Source organism: Azorhizobium sp. AG788, from assembly GCF_943371865.1.
Lineage (GTDB): Bacteria > Pseudomonadota > Alphaproteobacteria > Rhizobiales > Xanthobacteraceae > Azorhizobium.
Map to the genome: position 1 here is coordinate 93280 of NZ_CALRWL010000010.1, position 18899 is coordinate 112178.

General features: G+C 64.8%; 13 protein-coding genes. 12 read left to right on the plus strand and 1 reads right to left on the minus strand.

Going from position 1 to position 18899, the window contains the following annotated elements; genetic code table 11:
• Window positions 1–47: 47 nt before the first annotated feature.
• Window positions 48–593, minus strand: a complete 546-nt coding sequence (gene tssJ / locus AAG816_RS08540) for a type VI secretion system lipoprotein TssJ (protein WP_341989172.1) — start codon at window positions 591–593, stop codon at window positions 48–50.
• A 417-nt stretch (window positions 594–1010) separates the two neighbouring features.
• Between tssJ and tssH the strand changes: the two genes are divergently transcribed.
• From tssH to tssM, 12 genes are all read left to right on the plus strand, one after another.
• Entirely contained in the window at window positions 1011–3644 is a 2634-nt protein-coding gene (gene tssH, locus AAG816_RS08545) for a type VI secretion system ATPase TssH (RefSeq protein WP_341989173.1), read from the plus strand.
• Between the two features lie 60 nt (window positions 3645–3704).
• Window positions 3705–4088 carry a PAAR domain-containing protein gene (locus AAG816_RS08550; protein WP_341989174.1) on the plus strand — a complete coding sequence of 128 codons (384 nt, stop codon included), beginning with the start codon at window positions 3705–3707 and terminating at the stop codon, window positions 4086–4088.
• A gap of 4 nt (window positions 4089–4092) precedes the next feature.
• Window positions 4093–5151 carry a methyltransferase domain-containing protein gene (locus tag AAG816_RS08555; RefSeq protein WP_341989175.1) on the plus strand — a complete coding sequence of 353 codons (1059 nt, stop codon included), beginning with the start codon at window positions 4093–4095 and terminating at the stop codon, window positions 5149–5151.
• Between the two features lie 200 nt (window positions 5152–5351).
• Window positions 5352–5828, plus strand: a complete 477-nt coding sequence (locus tag AAG816_RS08560) for a type VI secretion system tube protein Hcp (RefSeq protein WP_341989176.1) — start codon at window positions 5352–5354, stop codon at window positions 5826–5828.
• 23 nt (window positions 5829–5851) lie between these two features.
• Window positions 5852–7765, plus strand: coding sequence for a hypothetical protein (locus tag AAG816_RS08565; protein WP_341989177.1), 1914 nt, complete (start codon window positions 5852–5854; stop codon window positions 7763–7765).
• 48 nt (window positions 7766–7813) lie between these two features.
• A complete protein-coding gene (locus tag AAG816_RS08570; protein WP_341989178.1) occupies window positions 7814–8290 on the plus strand; it encodes a type VI secretion system tube protein Hcp in 477 nt (158 codons plus the stop codon).
• A 156-nt stretch (window positions 8291–8446) separates the two neighbouring features.
• Window positions 8447–10540 (plus strand): type VI secretion system tip protein TssI/VgrG, encoded by a 2094-nt coding sequence (gene tssI, locus AAG816_RS08575; protein ID WP_341989179.1) that lies wholly within the window; start codon window positions 8447–8449, stop codon window positions 10538–10540.
• Between the two features lie 11 nt (window positions 10541–10551).
• The gene (locus tag AAG816_RS08580; RefSeq protein WP_341989180.1) at window positions 10552–11151 is read left to right on the plus strand and encodes a hypothetical protein; all 600 of its coding nucleotides are present in this window, start codon (window positions 10552–10554) and stop codon (window positions 11149–11151) included.
• Window positions 11152–11156: 5 nt separating this feature from the next.
• Entirely contained in the window at window positions 11157–12173 is a 1017-nt protein-coding gene (locus AAG816_RS08585) for an FHA domain-containing protein (protein ID WP_341989181.1), read from the plus strand.
• Complete coding sequence (gene tssK, locus AAG816_RS08590; RefSeq protein ID WP_341989182.1) at window positions 12170–13504, plus strand: type VI secretion system baseplate subunit TssK; 1335 nt, start codon at window positions 12170–12172, stop codon at window positions 13502–13504. The genes AAG816_RS08585 and tssK overlap by 4 nt, the downstream gene beginning before the upstream one ends.
• A gap of 87 nt (window positions 13505–13591) precedes the next feature.
• The gene (icmH, locus tag AAG816_RS08595; RefSeq protein ID WP_341989183.1) at window positions 13592–15160 is read left to right on the plus strand and encodes a type IVB secretion system protein IcmH/DotU; all 1569 of its coding nucleotides are present in this window, start codon (window positions 13592–13594) and stop codon (window positions 15158–15160) included.
• A 36-nt stretch (window positions 15161–15196) separates the two neighbouring features.
• Complete coding sequence (gene tssM, locus AAG816_RS08600) at window positions 15197–18739, plus strand: type VI secretion system membrane subunit TssM (RefSeq protein ID WP_341989184.1); 3543 nt, start codon at window positions 15197–15199, stop codon at window positions 18737–18739.
• The last annotated feature ends 160 nt before the right edge of the window (window positions 18740–18899 follow it).

Sequence of the window (18899 nt, forward strand, 5' to 3'; positions counted from 1 at the left end):
AACGCTCGTCGCCCATCTTGCCGTTGCCCGTCTTGCCGTTGCCCGCCTTACGGAAAGCCCTTGTGCCCGACCACGACCGGGATGAATTTGGCTGTGATGCCCGACAAATTGAGCTGCACGTCATTTACCAGGCCGGGCTGCAACCCGATGGTGGAGCGCCATTGGGCGGTGTCGATGGTGCGGAACGCCACCAGCACCCCGAGCGAGGTGGCTTCCAGCGGCACCGTTTCCTGGATCGGAATATTGCCGGACGGCGGCACCAGCACTTCCTTCTTGGAGAGCATGCTGGAACCGAGCACCTGCGCATCGGAAGCATAGAGCGTCTGGAAATCACTCTGCAGGAAGGCGGTCTCGTCCTTCAGCACATAGAGCCGGACATTGACCGGCGAGGCCTGCCCGGTGGGGCTGGGATTGATGGTGTCATCGGCCAGCAGGCGCACACCGATGATGGTGGGCTTCGGCGCGCCCAGGCCGGCGCATCCGCTCAAACTGGCCAGGCTGCCAATGAGGAAGGTTCGCCGCGCCAGATGCGGACCGCTCCAAGCGGCACCGCACCCATGTCCCGGTTTTTCCGTCGCGGACCGTCCTGACAAGAAGCACTCCTGATGATTGCTCAGCGACATGCTGCTCAGCGACGACCCGCCCTCTATCCCCTCGACATGGGCGATGCGCAAACGGAGCCTATCATTCCTGATCCCACGGATCGAAGACAACCTCGCGTCCCGGAACGCGGGTTGGCGAATGGGTTAATTCGGGCATGCCGAAGCCGAGGCTCTTACATGCGCCGACGATCTGGATGCGGTCCCGCCCCCATGCAACACGCCTGACGGGTGGCCCCGGCTTCCACAGCTCTGTGCGGTCGCGCGCTGTTTTGCGGAAATCTCAGCGTCCGTGGTGAAGGTGACACATTCCACTAGCCATACATCGTCCGGAACGCCACTGTGCGGAAAAAATCACGTACCCATGCACCGGTCATGGATGCGATCTTTCAATTGCGGGTGAGGATGTCAATGGCCGCGGTGGACCTGAAATCCCTGATCATGCGTCTGGACGATCTGTGCCGGGCTTCGCTGGAAAGCGCAGCCGGCTTCGCCTTGATGCGCACCCACTACAATCTCGAAATCGAGCATTGGCTCTCCAAGCTGATGAGCGAGAGCGATTCAGATTTCGCGGCCGTTCTGGTTCATTATGGCGTCGATCAGGGGCGCCTGTCCGTCGATATCACCCGCGCCCTCGACAAATTGAAGACCGGCAACTCCCGCCCGCCCGGCCTGGCGCCGGACGTGGTGGACCTGGCCAAGCAGGCCTGGCTCCTGGCCTCGGTGGATGCGGGCCTCGCACGGGCGCGCTCCGGACATCTGCTGTGGGCGCTGCTGGCGGATGACGCCCTGGCCCGCCGCACCTATGAGATCTCCGAGCAGTTTCGCCGCATTCCCGCCGAAGCCCTGAAGCGTGATCTGGCCGGCCTCACCGCCACGACCCCCGAGGCCAAGAGCGCCGCGCAACTGGCGGAAGCCACCGCCGGCGGTCCCGGCGACATGGCCCTGCCGAGCCGCAAGGGCGCGCTGGACCAATTCACCATCGACCTGACCGCCCAAGCGCGGGCGGGCAAGATCGACCCCATCCTGGGCCGCGACCAGGAAATCCGGCAGATCATCGACATCCTGACCCGTCGCCGGCAGAACAACCCGATCCTCACCGGCGAGGCCGGTGTCGGCAAGACCGCGGTGGTGGAAGGCTTCGCGCTGCGCATCGCCGCCGGCGACGTGCCCCCGGCGCTGAAGAATGTGACGCTGCGCACCCTCGACCTTGGCCTGTTGCAGGCGGGCGCAGGCATGAAGGGCGAGTTCGAGAACCGCCTGCGCTCGGTGATCGACGAGACCAAGGCCAGCCCCACCCCCATCGTCCTGTTCATCGATGAAGCCCACACGCTGGTGGGCGCCGGCGGCGCGGCGGGACAAGGGGATGCGGCCAATCTGCTGAAGCCTGCCCTGGCCCGCGGCGAGTTGCGCACCATCGCTGCCACCACTTGGGCGGAGTACAAGAAATATTTCGAGAAGGACGCCGCCCTCACCCGCCGCTTCCAGGTGGTCAAGATCGAGGAACCGGCCGAGCCCGTCGCCGTCGCGATGATCCGCGGCCTCGTCGCCACCCTGGAGGGCTACCACAAGGTGCGCATCCTGGACGAAGCGGTGATCGATGCGGTGCGCCTGTCCGCCCGCTACATTCCCGCCCGCCAGTTGCCGGACAAGGCGGTCTCGCTGATCGACACCGCCTGCGCCCGCGTGGCGGTGAGCCAGAGCACGATTCCCGCGCCCATCGAGGATCGCCAGCGGCAGATGTCGCTGATCGACACCGAAATAAGCATTCTGGAGCGCGAGGCCGCCTCCGGCGTCACCCACGCGGCGCGCTGCGCCGAACTGAGCGAGGACCGCGCGCGGGTCGCCACCGAACTGGAGGCGCTGGAAGCCCGCTGGGCCGAGGAAAAGACCCTGGTGGAGGCCTATGACGCCACCCGCGCCAAGCTGGAAGACCCGGCGGTGCTGGATGACAAGGAGGCGCTCCTCGCCACCTTGCAGGACACGGCCACCCAGCTGAAGACGTTGCAGGGCGAGCAGCCGCTGGTGTTCCCGGTGGTGGACGGGCAGGCCATCGCCGAGATCGTCCAGAGCTGGACCGGCATCCCGGCCGGGCGCATGCAGTCCAATGAGATCCGCACGGTGCTGGGCCTCACGGAAGCCATGGGCAAGCGCATCATTGGCCAATCCTATGCCATCGAGGCGGTGGCCCAGGCCATCCGCACCTCGCGCGCCAAGCTCACCGATCCGCGCAAGCCTGTGGGCGTATTCCTGATGATCGGCCTGTCCGGCGTGGGCAAGACCGAGACCGCCTTGACCCTGGCGGAACTGCTCTATGGTGGCGATCACAACCTGACCACCATCAACATGAGCGAGTTCAAGGAAGAGCATAAGGTCAGCCTGCTGATGGGCAGCCCGCCCGGCTATGTGGGCTATGGCGAAGGCGGCATCCTGACCGAGGCCGTGCGGCGCAAGCCCTATTCGGTGGTGCTTCTCGATGAGATGGAGAAGGCCCATCCCGGCGTGCAGGACGTGTTCTACCAGGTGTTCGACAAGGGCAACATGAAGGACGGCGAAGGCCGCGACATCGACTTCAAGAACACCATCATCATCATGACCTCCAACGCCTGCTCCGACCTGCTGGCGAAGCTGTGCGCCGACCCTGAGACCATGCCGCAGCCGGCGGTTCTCGCGGAAGCGCTGCGGCCGGAATTGATGAAATACTTCAAGCCGGCCTTCCTCGGCCGCGTGACGCTGGTGCCGTATCTGCCGCTTGACGATGCCACCATCCGCACCATTGTCGGCCTGCAACTGGACCGCGTGGGCAAGCGGGTGCGCGAGGCCTACAAGGCCGCGTTCACCTACGATCCCGCGCTGGTGGAGGCCATCGCCGCCCGCTGCACGGAAAGCGCCTCGGGCGCGCGCAACGTGGAGAACATTCTCTCCCGCACCCTGCTGCCGGAAATCTCCGCGCGGGTGCTGGAGCGCCTGGCCACGGGCCTGCCGATCACCGCGATCGCGGTCGGCATCGCTGAGCATGGGGCGTTCAGCTATGACGTCTCCTGATCGCATGCCCAGCAGGGCGCGGGGACGGGCCCCGTTCCGCTTTTCCCCGGGGCGCGGCTGATGCCGCCCGCCGCACGCATGGGCGATATGGTGCTGCAGTCGGCGCCCCATTGCCATGCCCCGATCCATCCGCCGGCGCTGGTGCCGACGGCGGTGCCCCATCCGGCCATGCCGCTGGCGATCATCAAGGGCTGCCCGACGGTGCTGATCGGCAACATGCCCGCCGCGCGCATGACCGACACCACCATGCCCTGCATGCTCATGGGCTGCATTCCCGCCGGCCCCGGCATGATCATGAAGGGCTCGTCCACGGTGATGATCGGCAGCATGCCCGCGGCACGGGTGGGCGATGCCTCGCTTCATTCCAGTTGCGTGGCGCCGATCCCCAGCCCGGACGGCTCGATCCTGCCGCCGGGCTGCCCAACCGTCATCGTCGGCGGCTGACCCTATGCGTCAGGCTCATTTCGAGGCGTTCCAGCCGGTGTGCCCGGCCTGCCTCCGGCGCGGGCTGGAGGCCCCCTTGCGCCTTGACGCGGGTGCGCAGGAGGATGCTCGCGGCATCCATGCCGGAGTGCTGCGCTGCACGGCGCCCGATTGCAGCCAGGCCTATCCGATCCTCGACGGCGCGCCGATCCTGGTACCGGACCTCCCTGCCTGGCTGGCGTCGAACGGCCATCTGCTGCTGCAACGCCATGCCCTGCCCGATCCGGTCGAGGACCTGATTGCCGCGGCGCTGGGCCCAGATGCCGCCTATAATGTGATCCGCCATCAGCAGGCGAGCTACGCACACGATCATTATGGCGATCTCACCAGCAGCGGCGATCAGGGGGAGCCAGGGTTGGGGGCAGCGCCGGGCGCGGTGCGGCGCTGTCTGGCCACTGCGCTGGCGCGCCTTCCGGCCCCGCACGGTCCCGTGCTCGACATCGGCTGCGCGGTGGGGCGGACCAGCTTCGACCTGGCGGCGGCAACCGGCGGGCTGGTGCTGGGGATCGACCTCAACTGGCCGTTGCTGACGATCGGCCGCGGCGTCATTGACCAAGGCGAGCTCTCCTATCCGCATCGGCGGCTGGGTCTGCATTTCGAGCGTCGGCGGCAGAGCGTGGCCCTGCCCGGCGCCGAGCGGGTGGACTTCTGGGTGGCCGATGCGCTGGCCCTGCCCTTCCGGGGCGCGAGCATGGCCATGGGGATGGCGATGAATGTGCTGGATTGCGTCAGCGATCCTGCCCGACTGCTGTGGGAAATGACCCGCGTGCTGGCGGCAGGCGGGGGCGCGGCGGTGGTGACACCGTTCGACTGGGCCAGCCATGCCACGCCGCCGGGGGCCTGGATCGACGGCCCGGTCGCGCTCGCGGCCCTCCTGGCGCAGGTCAATACGGGCACGGAGCGGTCGGGGCTGGGCGCCCTGCTCCCCACGGGCCCCGGCGTGGAGGTGGACTGGCAGGTGCGGCTGCACGATCGCGCGAGCATGCAATATGCTGCCCATATGCTCACCGCCGTCCACAGCTAGCGGCGACCGCACGCGATTTCATCATATCATTCAGTATCTTGCGCCCAACGCGGCCGCCGCCGGCATTCCGGTATTGGGGAAGCCTCGAAAGAAACCTACCCAATTTTGGTACGGTAGTACGAGTGTCAATCGTGGCTGCTAAAGCTAAACCGTGTTAGTCAGAGCACCACCCTTCTGACCCCATCAGTGGAGCAGTGACCGTGGCGATCTACGTAAATTACGAGGGCATTCCCGGCGAAGCCACGCAGCAGGATCACAAGAAGTGGATCGACGTGCTGTCGCTCTCCTGGGGCTCGGGTCGCGGCATCTCCACCGTGTCGGGCTCCACCAACAATCGTGAAGCGTCCGAGCCGTCGGTGAGCGAAGTGTCCATCGTCAAGATGTTCGACGCCTCCTCGCCCAAGCTGTTCACGGAAGCCTGCACCGGCAATGTGGGCAAGACGGTGAAGATCGATCTGGTCACAACCGGCAGCCCCGGCGTGACCTATTGCACCTACACCCTAACCAATGCGCTGATCTCGTCTTATTCGGTGACCACCGGCGGCGACCGCCCCACGGAATCCGTCTCCATCAGCTTCACCAAGCTGGAATTCAAGTTCACGCCCTACGACGACAAGAACAAGGCCGGCACCCCGGTCACCGTCTCCTACGACATGGCGACGACGAAAAGCTCGTAGCCGGGACGGGAGGGAATTCGCCCATGGCGACGAGTACCGAAGACCTCAAAGGTCACCTCAAGCGGGTCCAAGACAGAGCTATGGCTCTCAATTGGCAGGACAAGATCACTGTCCTGGCAACCCCTGAGCCGAGCCTGCAGACAGAGCTCGGCCCGCTCACGACCAAGCTGGAGAGCGAAAAGACCAAACAATGCGCGGCCGTCATGGCGCTGGAGTTTAAGAACGACGTCGGCTTCCAGAGCCAGCTACGATCGATCCGTAATGATTTGAACCTTTCCACCATCAGCAGCGGGAATGGCGGCGCCGAAACGCTGTTTGCCCTCGGCGAGGCGATCAATGCGCTGCGTGGCGCTATCACGACCATCGGCAAGGCCGAGCTTGAGAAGAAGGCGCCGCCCTCGCCGCTTGTTAAAGTTCTCGACGCACTCCTCGCGCAGTCGCTGATGGCCGTTCCGTACGCGGGGCCGTTCCTGTCCGCCGCAGCGCAGAATGCCGGCACACTGCTCAGTGCCGGCGTGGCGAGCGGCTTCCAAGCCATCACTAATTATGCCTTGACGCCCCCTCCGAAGGACGAAAGCACCTTGGCCACGGTTCTGGGAGGCACCACGTTAACCTCGGGGGTCGGGTCCGGCCTGATCCAGGACGCCGGCAAGGGGCTTTCCGCCGCCATCGCCAAGAATGCACCGGTCCTCGGTGGATATGACGGTGCCGTCAGTTTCTTCTACGGCCTCTGGCAGGCGCGGCAGGAACGCAACAAGAATAAAGAGATCGACGCAATCGTTCAGGGCGGCAACCTGGACCAGCAGGTCGACATCGTCCGGATTATGAGTGCGCAGACCCAGAATCAAGTGGTCACCAATCGGATCTATGACCGCCTCTTCTCGACTGTAAGGCCGGATGTCGAAGAGCGAAAGCTTGAGTCGCTGCTCAATAAAAAATCCGACACGATCAAGCAATATTACGACAAGGTTCCAGAGACGCTGAATGCGTATCGACAATACGTTCTGGCGCTGATGTACGCCTCGATCGTCGAGTCGCTGAACGACGAGATCACTGCATTGCGGCAGGAGGTTACGACGCTCGCCACAGCAAAGCGCGTACCGCCCCCCACCTTCATGGCGGCGTCTGCGGACAAGAAGTTCGAAGCCGCCTCGACCCTTGTGATGGGGTACTATTTCTATCGCTATATAAAGAACAACCCATTACATAATGCCGCGCTCCTCGCCATTATGCGAAAATATTATCCCGGCTGGACGATCACGGCGAGTGTTCCGGGCGGCGGGCTCACGGCCATGCTGCCGACTCTGAATCCGGAGTCGCAAGCCATCGCCAAAGCGTTCATCAACACACAGCAATTCAAGAGCGTCATCGAGGCGCCTCAGGACGGACGGATCTGGTCCGCCCCAACGGGGCCGGTCATCAACGACGCGATTGATACCGCAGGGACCAGTGCCGGGAGATATTTCGGCCTGTTGAAATCGTCCCTCTCGAACACGCTTGCCAAGAACCTCCGCCGCGGTGAAACCAATACGCCCAGCATTTCCGACATCGTGCGGCTTGTCGCCGTCTGCAGCCTGATTGTGAACGAGGTTCTCGGCGCCGTCGCGCGCAAAAAATCCTTCTCGTACCAGGACAGCTGGATCGATACACTGGCGGAACTGAACTTCGTCGCGAAATACTCCAAATGGTTCGGGCAAATCAGCGAGGCAAAGAAACGGGAAGTCACGGGCCACGGCTCCGCGTCGGCCGGAAACTATCGTCTGAGATTTCCCGGCAGCCTTCCCAGCGATGCCGAGCGAACGATGATCTACATGTTTGCCAGCGTTGTCGTGATGAACGTTGACCTTGGAAAAATCGTGACTGGAACCCAGAATTGGGACAAGGTCAAAGATAATCTATATGTGACGATCGGCATCATCAATTCGGCAGAACTCTAGCAAGCCGTTCTGCATTCATTACTAAAACTGAGCTCAAGGAGCGCACAAATGGCCATCTATGTAAATTACGACGGCATTCCCGGCGAAGCCACGCAGCAGGATCACAAGAAGTGGATCGACGTGCTGTCGCTGTCCTGGGGCGTGGGCCGCGGCATCTCCACCGTGTCGGGCTCCACCAACAACCGTGAGGCCTCCGAGCCGTCGGTGAGCGAAGTGTCCATCGTCAAGATGTTCGACGCCTCCTCGCCCAAGCTGTTCACGGAAGCCTGCACCGGCAATGTGGGCAAGACGGTGAAGATCGATCTGACCACCACCGGCAGCCCCGGCGTGACCTATTGCACCTACACGCTGACCAATGCGCTGATCTCGTCTTATTCGGTGTCCACCGGCGGTGATCGCCCCACGGAATCCGTCTCCATCAGCTTCACCAAGCTGGAATTCAAGTTCACCCCTTACGACGACAAGAACAAGGCCGGCACACCGGTCACCGTGTCCTACGACATGGCCACCACCAAGACGTCCTGATCGTCCCGCGCAGCCGGTGCGGTGACGCCCGTTTGGACGCAGTGCAGCCGGGGTGCCGGGCGTGAGCCAGGGCATCCCGGTTTTTCCATTTGATGAGCGCCTCCATTCCCGCGGCGGGGAGATCCCGCTTGCCCCGCAGGACACAGGACCAGACCCATGAGTGCTGAAGCGCCGGTCCAGACCGACCGCCTGCTGACCCTGACCACTCCCCTGGGCGGTGACGTGCTGATCCCGACCGCATTCACCGGCACGGAGGGGCTTTCGCAGCTGTTTCAATTTACCCTGGCAATGGTGTCGAAGCAGAATGCGATCACGCCCGACAGCCTGCTGGGCAAATCGGTGACGCTCCAGATCGCCCGGCCGCAAGCCGACCCACGCTACATCAATGGGATCGTGATCGCCTTCAAGGCCGCCGACCAGATGGTGGACGGCATGCGCAATTATGAGGCCCTGGTCGCGCCGAAGCTGTGGCTGATGACCCGCACCGCCGACTGCCGCATCTTCCAGAACCAGACCGTGGTGCAGATCGCCGAGACGCTGCTCTCCGACGCCGGAGTGTCCGACTACAAGAAGCAGGGCCTCACCGGCTCCCATCCCACCCGGGAATTCTGCGTCCAGTATCGCGAGACCGATTACGCCTTCCTGACCCGCATCCTGGCGGAGGAAGGCATCTATTTCTATTTTCAGCACGCCAACGGCAGCCACACCCTGATCCTGAGCGACAGCGCCGCCGGATACGTGGATTGCGCCGACAAGAGCGTCCAGCATGCCCAGCCGGAGGCCGGCCACATGCTGGCGGTCCAGGCGTGGGAGTCGGGGTATTTCTTCCAGTCCGGCAAGACCACGCTGAGCGACTATAATTTCGAGCAGCCCACCACCGATCTCACCGCATCCACCACCACGGTTCTGAGCAATTCCAGCTTCAAGTCCTGGGAAATCTACGATTATCCCGGCGACTATGAGGTCAAGGATGTGGGCACCTCCACCTCCCGGGTGCGCATGGAAGCGGATGAGGCGAACTATGCCATCACCAAGGGGCGCGGCACCTATCCCTCGTTCCAGGCCGGCGCCAAATTCACCATGGCCAAGCACGAAGTGGCGTCCGAGCAGGGACGCAGTTGTGTCCTGGCCAGCGTGAGCCACGAGGCGAAGGATCTGTCCCATCTGGGCAACCAGACCACCCCGCAGCAATATACCAACACCTTCACCGCGCTGCCCGCCACCACGGGATATCGCCCGCCGCCGGTGACCCGGCGCCCGATCATTCCCGGACCGCACACCGCGACCGTGGTCGGGCCGTCCGGCGAGGAAATCTATTGCGACAAGTATGGCCGCATCCGGGTCCAGTTCCATTGGGACCGCCTCGGCACCAACAATGAGAAGAGCTCGTGCTGGATCCGCGTGGCCCAGAGCATGGCCGGCAACAGCTGGGGCACCCTGTTCACGCCCCGCGTGGGCATGGAAGTGGTGGTGGAATTCCTGGAGGGCGACCCGGATCGGCCGCTGGTGACCGGCTGCGTCTACAACGGCACCAACATGCCGCCCTATACCTTGCCGGACAACAAGACCCAGAGCGGGTTCAAGAGCCGCTCCAGCGCCCAAGGCGACGCCACCACCTTCAACGAGCTGCGGTTCGAGGACAAGAAGGGCTCGGAGTTGATCTATATTCACGCCCAGAAGGACCAGACCCGGGACGTGGTGAATGACGATACCCTGACCGTGAACAACGACCAGACCATCACCATCGTCAACAACCGCACCGAGACGGTGCAAAAGGGCAATGAGACCGTCACGGTCTCCAAGGGCAATCGCAGCGTCACCATCAGCGAGGGCAATGAGGCGCTCACCGTGACCCAGGGCAATCAGACCCTGACCGTCTCCGGCGGCAATTCCACCACCACGGTCTCCAAGGGCAATGCCTCCACCACCGTCTCGGAAGGCAACCATGCCCTCACGGTGTCGAAGGGCAATTCCACCACCGAGATCAGCCAGGGCAACCAGACGGTGACGCTAGGCTCGGGCAATGCCACGCTGCAATGCAATGGCGGCAGCATCACGCTGCAGGCGGCGCAGACCATCACCCTGAAGGTGGGCGGCAATTCCATCACCATCAGCCAGAGCGGCATTGCCCTCAAGGGAACGCAGATCACCCTGACCGGCGACGCCAAGGTGCAGGTCAGCGGCCCCATGGTCAGCGTGAACGGCAGCGGCACAGTGCAGGTCCAGGGCGGCCTGGTGACCATCAACTGAGGGAGGCAATCATGACGTTCGGATTTCTTCCCAAGCTCCGGTTCGCCTTGGCGAGCCATTTGACCACGCAGATCGAACCGAGCGAGGAGGCGCTGGCCCTCCTGACCCCCGACATGACCGCGGCCGGACTGATCCAGGCCCTTGCGGATGCCGGCCTGGTCACCGAGGCCATGCGCTATCTGGCGCTGGGCCTGCCGCGCCGGGAGGCGGTGTGGTGGGCCTGCGCCGTCCGCCAGAGCCTGCTGCCGGCGGAACTGCCGGCGGCGGAGGCGGCCGCCTGGAATGCGGCGGAGGCCTGGGTCTACCAGCCCACGGAAGCCAACCGTCGCGCCGCCTATGCGCCGGCGGCGGCGCTGAAGTTCGAGACCCCGGGCGCTTATGCGGCCTTGGGCGTGTTCTGGTCCGGTGGCAGCCTCGCCCCGCCCGAGGCCGCCGTGGTGGTGCCGCCGGGAGACGCCCTCACGGGGAGCGCCATTGGCGCCTCGTTGCTGCTATCCTGCGTGCCGGGGCCGGCGAAGACCATTGGCGCGCGCCACAGCTCGGCGCTGCTGATTGGCGTCGACATCGCCAATGGGGGCAGCGGGCAGCCGGCCGAGACCAGGAGCGCGTGAGGACCATGGCGCCCAATTTGCGACTGACAATCATCGAGCCTGCCATCCTGCCGCTGCATGAGCGCACCCGCAGCGTCACCCAATGCCCGTTCCGGATCGGCCGGGAGGACGACAATGACTGGGTCATCGATGATCCGGCCCGCCTCGTCTCGCGCCATCACTGCACCATCGAGTTCAAGTCCAATGTGTTCCTGGTCATTGATACATCGATCAATGGCCTGCTGGTGAACACCTCCGATCAGCCGCTCGGCAGGGGCAACTCCGTCATCCTCAGCGATGGCGACGTGCTGCATCTGGCCAATATCAGCATCTCCGTCGGCGTCAGCGACAGCGTCGAGAGCGCGCGGGATCCGTTCCTGGCCATTCTGCCCGGCGCGGGCGGCACGCGCCCGGCGCCCCGCCCGACCGGCGACGAGCTGTTCGGCGACGGTCGCAATGTGGTGCAGGACACCGCCTTTCCCGCTTACGCGCCCTCGCCTTTGCTGCCCTGGGCCGAGGACGAGGCGACCCCGCTGCCCCGCCCCCTGTTCGCCCAGAGCGCCTGGCAGACCGAAACCCAATCGGACCATGCGCCGGCGGAGTTCCAGGCGCTGGGGACGATCAAGCCGGTGAATGCCCATATCCCCGACGCCTGGGATGACGAGGAGCCGGCTTTCGCCCCGCGCAAGGCCGCGCCACCGCGTCTCCCCGAACCCCGGCCCGCGGATACCGCCGCGCTGCCGCGGAGCGTCGTGCTGTCGCTGGTGGAGGCGCTGAGCCGGGTCGCCCGGGCCGCCGATCCGAGCGCACCGGAAGACCTGCTCGCCGGGACCTCGGAGGAGGCCTTGGGCCGGCTTTCCCAATTGGACCCGGAATGGGCCAGCCTGTCCCTGGTCAGCCTGTCCGTACGCATTGCCAAGCAGCTTTCAGCCAGCCGGGACTTTGCATCCGGAGGGGAACAGGCACGCCAGCCGCTCGACGATTGGCCCGCTCCCCCCCTTCCCGCGCGGCGCACGCCCTTTGACGGAGACGACACGCAATGAATTCCAACGGCAAGGTCGTCTGGTCCGAGGGCATGTTTCTGCGCGCCCAGCATTTCCAGCAGCAGGACCGCTACCTCGAGCGCCTGGTGCGGCTGCGGGTGGAGGGCTTGTGCCCATTCCCCTGGGGACTGCGCGCCATCTCCATCAATCGCGACCTGCTGGCTTTGGGCAAGTTCGCCCTGGATCGCTGCGAGGGGGTATTCGAGGACGGCACGCCGTTCGCCATTCCCGAAGATCACCAGCATCCCGACCCCATCGACCTGCCCATCACCCTGACCGATTCCGTGGTCTATCTCTGCGTGCCGGTGCGCCAGCGCGGGGCGGCGGATGTGGAGGTGGGCACCAGTTCCAATTCGGCGGCGCGCTTCGGCTCGGAAGAGCAGGACGTGGTGGACGAGATCAGCGGCTCCAACAACACCGCCCATATCCGCACTGCGCGCCTGCGGCTGTCGCTGCTGCTCCAGCACCAGGATCGCAGCGGCTTTCATTGCCTGGGCCTGGCGCGGATCGCGGAGGTGGGCGCCGACCGCAAGGCGCGGCTGGATCCAAACTACATTCCGCCGTTCCTCGATGCCTCCGCCTCGCCGGTGCTCAACGGCTTCCTCAACGAACTCACCGCCATGCTGCACCATCGCGGCGAAGCGCTGGCACCAAGGGTCACCGGCGCCGACAGCCAGGGCGTCGCCGAGATCGCCGACTTCCTGATGCTCCAGGTCATCAACCGGGCCGAGCCGCATCTGGCGCATCTGGCGCGGCTGTCCTCCCTCCACCCCGAGCGGCTCTACACCACGCTGATGGAACTGGCGGGCGAGCTCTCCACCTTCACCGCGCTGCAAAAGCGGCCGCGCGACTTTGCCGTGTATCGCCACGACAATCTGGAGGACACGTTCGAGACCGTGATGATCGAATTGCGGCGCTCCCTCAGTGCGGTGCTGGAGCAGACCGCGGTGCAGATCGCCTTGCAGGATCGCAAATACGGCATCCGCGTGGGGATTATCGAAGACCGCAACCTGATCTCGAACGCCACCTTTGTGCTGGTGGTGAAGGCGGAGATGCCCGGCGAAGTCATTCGCCGCTCCCTGCCCTCCCTGATCAAGATCGGCCCGGTGGAGCAGATCCGCGAACTGGTGAACGTCCAGCTGCCCGGCATTCGGGTGCGCCCCCTGGCCATGGCGCCCCGGCAAATTCCCTACAATGTGGGCGCGGTGTATTTTGAGTTGGAGTCCGCCAATCCGCTGTGGAAGCAACTGGCCCTCTCCGGCGGCGTCGCGGTCCATCTGGCCGGCGAGTTTCCAGGCGTTCACATGGAGATGTGGGCCATCCGCAATTAAGGTTAAGCAATAGTTTTTGCCAAGATCTCCTCCACGCCATGGGAACCACGGCTAAAAGGAGTGAGCAGTGGATTGAAAGCGGAGAAAATGACCCAAAAAGGGACGGAAGACGGAGGGGCGGAAGAGACCATTTTCGCTCGTCCAGGCGCCGCCCGAACCACGGGCGCCGTGGTGGCGGCCGCCGCCGACACGCCGCTGAAGCGCCCGCCCGCCCCGTCGGCGGCGAGCCCGGTGGATGTCGCGGTCGCAAGCTATGGCAGTTCCGATCCGGTGCGGTCATCTCCGTTCCTGGAGCCCGGGGGCGGACACCCGGCGGATGATGTGCTTCCGTCCCGGACCCGGTCCGCCCGCAACGGGCGATCGGCGCCGCCCGCCGCCCCGGTGGCGGCGCCCGCGCGGCGGGAGCCTTCCAACGCGCTCTACGCCGCTCTCGACGTCTATCGCTACAATCCCAGCCTTGGCCTGGCCGCGCCCATCTTCGATCTGCTGGCCAGCATCGCCGCCACCACCGAGGCGCCCGACGTCGAATGGCTGCATCAGACCCTGGTGGAAGGGCTGCAGGATTTCGAGAGCCAGGCCGCCACATATGGCCTCTCGAGCCGCCATGTGCGCGTGACCCTCTATGCGTTGGCCGCGACCGTGGACGACGGCATCCTCAAGACCAATTGGGGCAAGGACAGCTTCTGGTCGTCCAAGAGCATGATTTCCATGTTCTTTCAGGAGACCTGGGGCGGCGAGCGGTTTTTCCTCCTGCTGCAGCAGATGAAGATATCGCCGCAGGCCGCGCTGAAGGAGCTCGAATTCTTCTATTACTGCCTGGAATTCGGCTTTGAGGGCAAATACCGGCTGGTGACCAATGGGGCCGGTGAGCTGGCCCATCTGCGTGAGGAAATCTACCAGATCCTGCGCAGTTCCTACGGCGCGGTGAAGACGGAGCTGTCGCCCAAATGGCACGGGGTGAGCGTTCGGCATCATCGCCTGCGGGAGATGCTCCCGGTCTGGATCGGCGCCACGGCGCTGCTGGTGATCATGTTCTTTGCCTTCATCCAGTTGTCCAGCGTGCTGCGGCGCGACACCGCCATCATCACCGAGAAGGTGATGTCGCTGTTGGCCTCGCCCATCCCGCACCCCGTGGTGACATTGCCGGCGGAGCCGCCGGTGGTGGAACCCGTGGCCCCGGTCGTGCGCCCGCCGGCGCCCGCCCCGCCGCCCCCGCCCATCCTCACCGCCTATGAGATCGTCTCCAAATTCCTGGAGCCGGAACAGAAGGCCGGCGTGCTGCAAGTGCTCAAGTCTGGCGATCAGGTGGTCATCCGCACCGTGGGCGAGGTTTTCGCCACCGCCAGCACCAATATCCGCACGCCCTTCATCGACGTGCTGACCCATGTGGCGCAGGCCCTCATGAAGACCAACGGGCCGGTGGTGGTCATCGGCTATAGCGACAATGTCCCCATTCGCACCGCGGCCTTCCCGGACAATCTGGCTTTGTCCCAGGCGCGGGCCGGCCGGGCATCGGATTTCCTGGCCGCGGCCATGGGCAGCCCGCTGCGGTTGAGCGCCACCGGGCGCGGCGCCGCCGACCCCATTGCCACCAACAGTACGCCGGAGGGACGACAGGCCAACCGGCGTCTCGAAATCGTCCTGACCCCCCAATAGCGCGCCTGGAATGTCCCGGCTGAGGCAATGCGAGCGATGACGAACATACTGACCTCCCGCGGCTTCTGGCGCTGGGTCGTGCTGACTGTCGTGACCGTGGGACTTGCCGCCGCGATCTGGTTCCTGGGTCCGAAGCTGGAGGTCGCGGGCGACGCGCCCTTGGCCGACATCCTGCCGCGGGCCTTGTGCCTGGTGCTCGTGCTGCTGGTGGACGTCCTGATCGTTCTCAGCTGGCACTGGCGGCGCGAGCCCAAGGGACAGGCCATGCCCGGCGGGTCCAATGGCGCCCGCGCCGTGGTGCCCACCGCGCCGGATGGCAAGGCGGAGGGGCAGATCACCGCCATGGAACAGGGCATGGCACGGGCGCTCGGTGTCCTGCGCAGCATGCGGGAGTCCCGGCGCTGGGGTCATTCCTACGTCTATCAATTGCCCTGGTATCTGGTGTTCGGCCTGCCGGGATCGGGCAAGACCTCGCTGATCCGCGGCTCAGGCCTGCGCTTTCCCATCACCGAAGGGCGCAGCGGCGCCGGGCAGATGATCGCGCAGGGCGTCAACAGCGCCTTCTTCTTCACCGATGATGCGGTGCTGGTGGATACGGAAGGTCCGTTTCGACCGGATGGCAGCGTGGCGCCGGGTGGGAACCCGATCTGGAACGGCTTCGTCGGCCTCATCAAGAAGTACCGCGCGCGCCAGCCCATCAACGGGTTGATCCTGACCCTCAGCCTGCCGGACCTGGAGCGCTGGAGCGAGACCGAGCGGCATGCGCAAGGCACCGAATTCCGCCACCAACTGGTGGCTTTGCAGGCCCGGCTGAAGGTGCGCTTCCCGATCTATATCGCACTCACCAAGGTGGATTCCGTCCCCGGCTTCCACGCCTTCTTCGAAGGCATCAGCCCCGAGGAGCGCAACGGGGTGTTCGGCCTCACCTTGCCGCTTTGCGATGAGAATGCGCAGACCAAAGATGGCGAATCCATCTTCACCTTCATTGATCGCGAATATTTCAACCTGATGAAATGGCAGCTCCCGCGCGTATTGGAGCGGGTGAACACGCAGTCCGATCCGGTCCGCGGCTTCGACACATTCATGTTCCTGCCGCAGATGGCGACGCTGAAGCCGATCATCTGCGATTTTCTCGAAATCATGTTCAAGCCGAACGGCTACGAGCGCCCCTTGCTGCTGCGCGGCATGTATTTCACCAGCGCGGACACGCAGGAAAGCGATGCGAAGCCGCACTATCGCCTGATCCAGAGCGAGCGGGCGAAGGACGCGGTGGCCGGCGAGCGCCGCCGCATCGGCTATTTCATTCATGACGCGCTGGAAAAAGTGGTCTTCGGCGAGGCGGGCCTGGTGGAGGTGGACCCCGATGTCCAGCGCCGCCAGAAGCGCCTGCTGTTCGGCATCACCGGGCTCGGGGCGCTGCTGGCCATCGGCCTGACCGCTTGGTGGACGGTGAGCTTCATCGACAATCGCAACCTCCTGCTGCAGGTGGGACGCAGCGCCGAGAAGATCGAGCCGCTGATCTCCGCGCTCGGCAATGATCCCACCGTGTCGGTTCCCGGCCGCGAGGATTTCTCGACCGTCCTGCCCGTGCTGACCGCCCTGGCCGCGCTGCCCACCGGCTGGAACGAGCGCGACAAGCCGGTGCCGCTTCAGATGACCGGGGGCCTGAACCAGGAGCGCTTCCTGGCGCCCGTGACCCGCACTGAATATACCGACGCGCTTCAGACCCTGTTCCTGCATCGGCTTGAGGCCATGATGCAGCGGCAGATCGAGGACAACCTGACCAAGCCCAGCAACCTCTATGGCGCGCTGATGGTCTATCTGATGTTCGGCGGCGCCGGCCCCATGGATAAGGATCTGGTCCAGGAATGGATGCGCCGGGAATGGAGCGTTGCCTATCCGGGGCCAGGCCAGGCCCCGCTGCGGGCCGCGCTCGCTGTGCAATTGACCAATCTGCTGGAAGCCGGCTTCCCCCCCATCGAGATGAATGTCGGCCTGATCGTGCGGGCGCGGGCGGTGCTGAACCAATATCCCACCGCCGAGCGGGGCCTGGCCATCATCCAGAACCTGCCCGAGGTGAAGAATCTGCAGCCCTGGACCGTGGCCGAAAGCGCCGGTCCGCTGGCGAGCTATGCCTTGGTGCGGCGCTCGGGCAAGACGCTGGCCGAAGGCATTTCCGGCATGTACACCGCCGATAATTTCTTCAGCGTCATCCTCCCGGCCATCGCGAAGGCGGCCGAGGTGCTGGTGCATGAGGACTGGGTGCGCACGCCGGTGAACAACAGCACGCCCACCCTGGTCCGCCTGACGCGGCTCAAGAGCGACATGCTCAATCTCTACACCAGCGACTATGCCGCCGAGTGGGAAGCCTTGCTCAGCGATGTGACGCTGGCGCCGTTTTCCAATCTGCAGCAGGAAATGGCCGTGCTCCAATCGGTGGTCGGGCCGCCCTCGCCGCTGAAGCTCTATCTGACCGCGGTGGCGCAGCAGACCACCCTCACCCCCCCTGCGCCCCCGGTGACGGTGCCGGGCGCCTCCGCCGCGAAGGCGGAATTGTCCAACCTGCTCAGTTCGGCCCCCTCGCCCGGCCAGGCGGTCACCAACCGCTTTTCCGGCCTGCATCAGTTCACCAATGGCACGCCGGCGCCGGTGGACGACGTGATCAAGGCCTTAGCGCAGTTGCGCATGGTCATCGGGCCGGCGGCCAGCATGGGGGATGCCAGCCCCGCGCAGGTGACGGAACTCACCTCCGGTGCTTCGTTCGCGCAGATCATGGGCCAGCTCAAGCTGAGCACGCTCAGTGCCCCGCCGGCCATTGCGGACTCGATCATGTCGCTGGTGCGCCAGACCTCGACCATCGCCAATGCGGGGGTGCGCGAGGATCTGAACACCACCTGGAAGGCGCAGGTGCTCCCCTTCTGCCAGGCGGCGATCAATGGGCGCTATCCGTTCGAGAACGCGCAGAATGAGGTGACGTTCGCCGATTTCTCCAAGATGTTCGCGCCGGGCGGCCTGCTGGACAAGTTTTTCGACAAGCAGCTCAAGCCGTTCGTGGACACCGGCTCGGCGCCGTGGAAACTGCTGGCCAATGCCGGGGCGCGGCCGGACATCTCGCCTGCGGCCCTGGGCTATTTCGAGCAGGCCTCCCGGATCCGCGCCATGTTCTTTGCGGCGGGGGCCACCGCGCCGCAGCTGGACTTCGAAATCGTCCCCACGCGGCTGGATCCGGCGGCGCTGCGGGTGCGGCTGGATATCGACGGCCAGGCGCTGGTGTATCAATATGGCCCGACCTTGCCGCTGGCGGTGAAATGGCCGGGGGCGAGCGGGGTGATGCGGGTGGAATTCGGCAATCAGGAGCCGGGCCAACCGGCGGCGGTCAGCGTGACCGGGCCGTGGGCGCTGTTCCGGTTCCTGAATGCGCGCGGGCTGTCGCGCATCAATGCCAACAGCTTCGCGTTCAACGTCAATCTCGGGCCGCGGTCCGCAAGCTTCACGCTGGAGGCGTCGTCGGTGAACAATCCGTTCCGCCAGAACCCGCTGACAGGCTTCCGCTGCCTGCCGTCGCTGGTGCCGTCCTAGACCGGCACGGTTCAAGCGGCGGTGATCACCTCGTCGTTTGACCCCCGTGTCACATCAATGTTTTGGTGTACCGCCTAGCCTTTTTGACCGATAAGCTTTGGCTTATGTTTTAGCAGAAATGCGCAGTCCACTTTGTCATCACCGTTCAGCCGTTTTGCCT

Excerpts from the sequence above, each read along its gene's own strand:
- tssH (WP_341989173.1), top strand. The coding sequence starts at position 1,011 with ATGGCCGCGGTGGACCTGAAATCCCTGATCATGCGTCTGGACGATCTG.
- AAG816_RS08550 (WP_341989174.1), top strand. The coding sequence starts at position 3,705 with ATGCCGCCCGCCGCACGCATGGGCGATATGGTGCTGCAGTCGGCGCCC.
- AAG816_RS08555 (WP_341989175.1), top strand. The coding sequence starts at position 4,093 with ATGCGTCAGGCTCATTTCGAGGCGTTCCAGCCGGTGTGCCCGGCCTGC.
- AAG816_RS08565 (WP_341989177.1), top strand. The coding sequence starts at position 5,852 with ATGGCGACGAGTACCGAAGACCTCAAAGGTCACCTCAAGCGGGTCCAA.
- AAG816_RS08570 (WP_341989178.1), top strand. The coding sequence starts at position 7,814 with ATGGCCATCTATGTAAATTACGACGGCATTCCCGGCGAAGCCACGCAG.
- tssI (WP_341989179.1), top strand. The coding sequence starts at position 8,447 with ATGAGTGCTGAAGCGCCGGTCCAGACCGACCGCCTGCTGACCCTGACC.
- AAG816_RS08580 (WP_341989180.1), top strand. The coding sequence starts at position 10,552 with ATGACGTTCGGATTTCTTCCCAAGCTCCGGTTCGCCTTGGCGAGCCAT.
- AAG816_RS08585 (WP_341989181.1), top strand. The coding sequence starts at position 11,157 with ATGGCGCCCAATTTGCGACTGACAATCATCGAGCCTGCCATCCTGCCG.
- tssK (WP_341989182.1), top strand. The coding sequence starts at position 12,170 with ATGAATTCCAACGGCAAGGTCGTCTGGTCCGAGGGCATGTTTCTGCGC.
- icmH (WP_341989183.1), top strand. The coding sequence starts at position 13,592 with ATGACCCAAAAAGGGACGGAAGACGGAGGGGCGGAAGAGACCATTTTC.
- tssM (WP_341989184.1), top strand. The coding sequence starts at position 15,197 with ATGACGAACATACTGACCTCCCGCGGCTTCTGGCGCTGGGTCGTGCTG.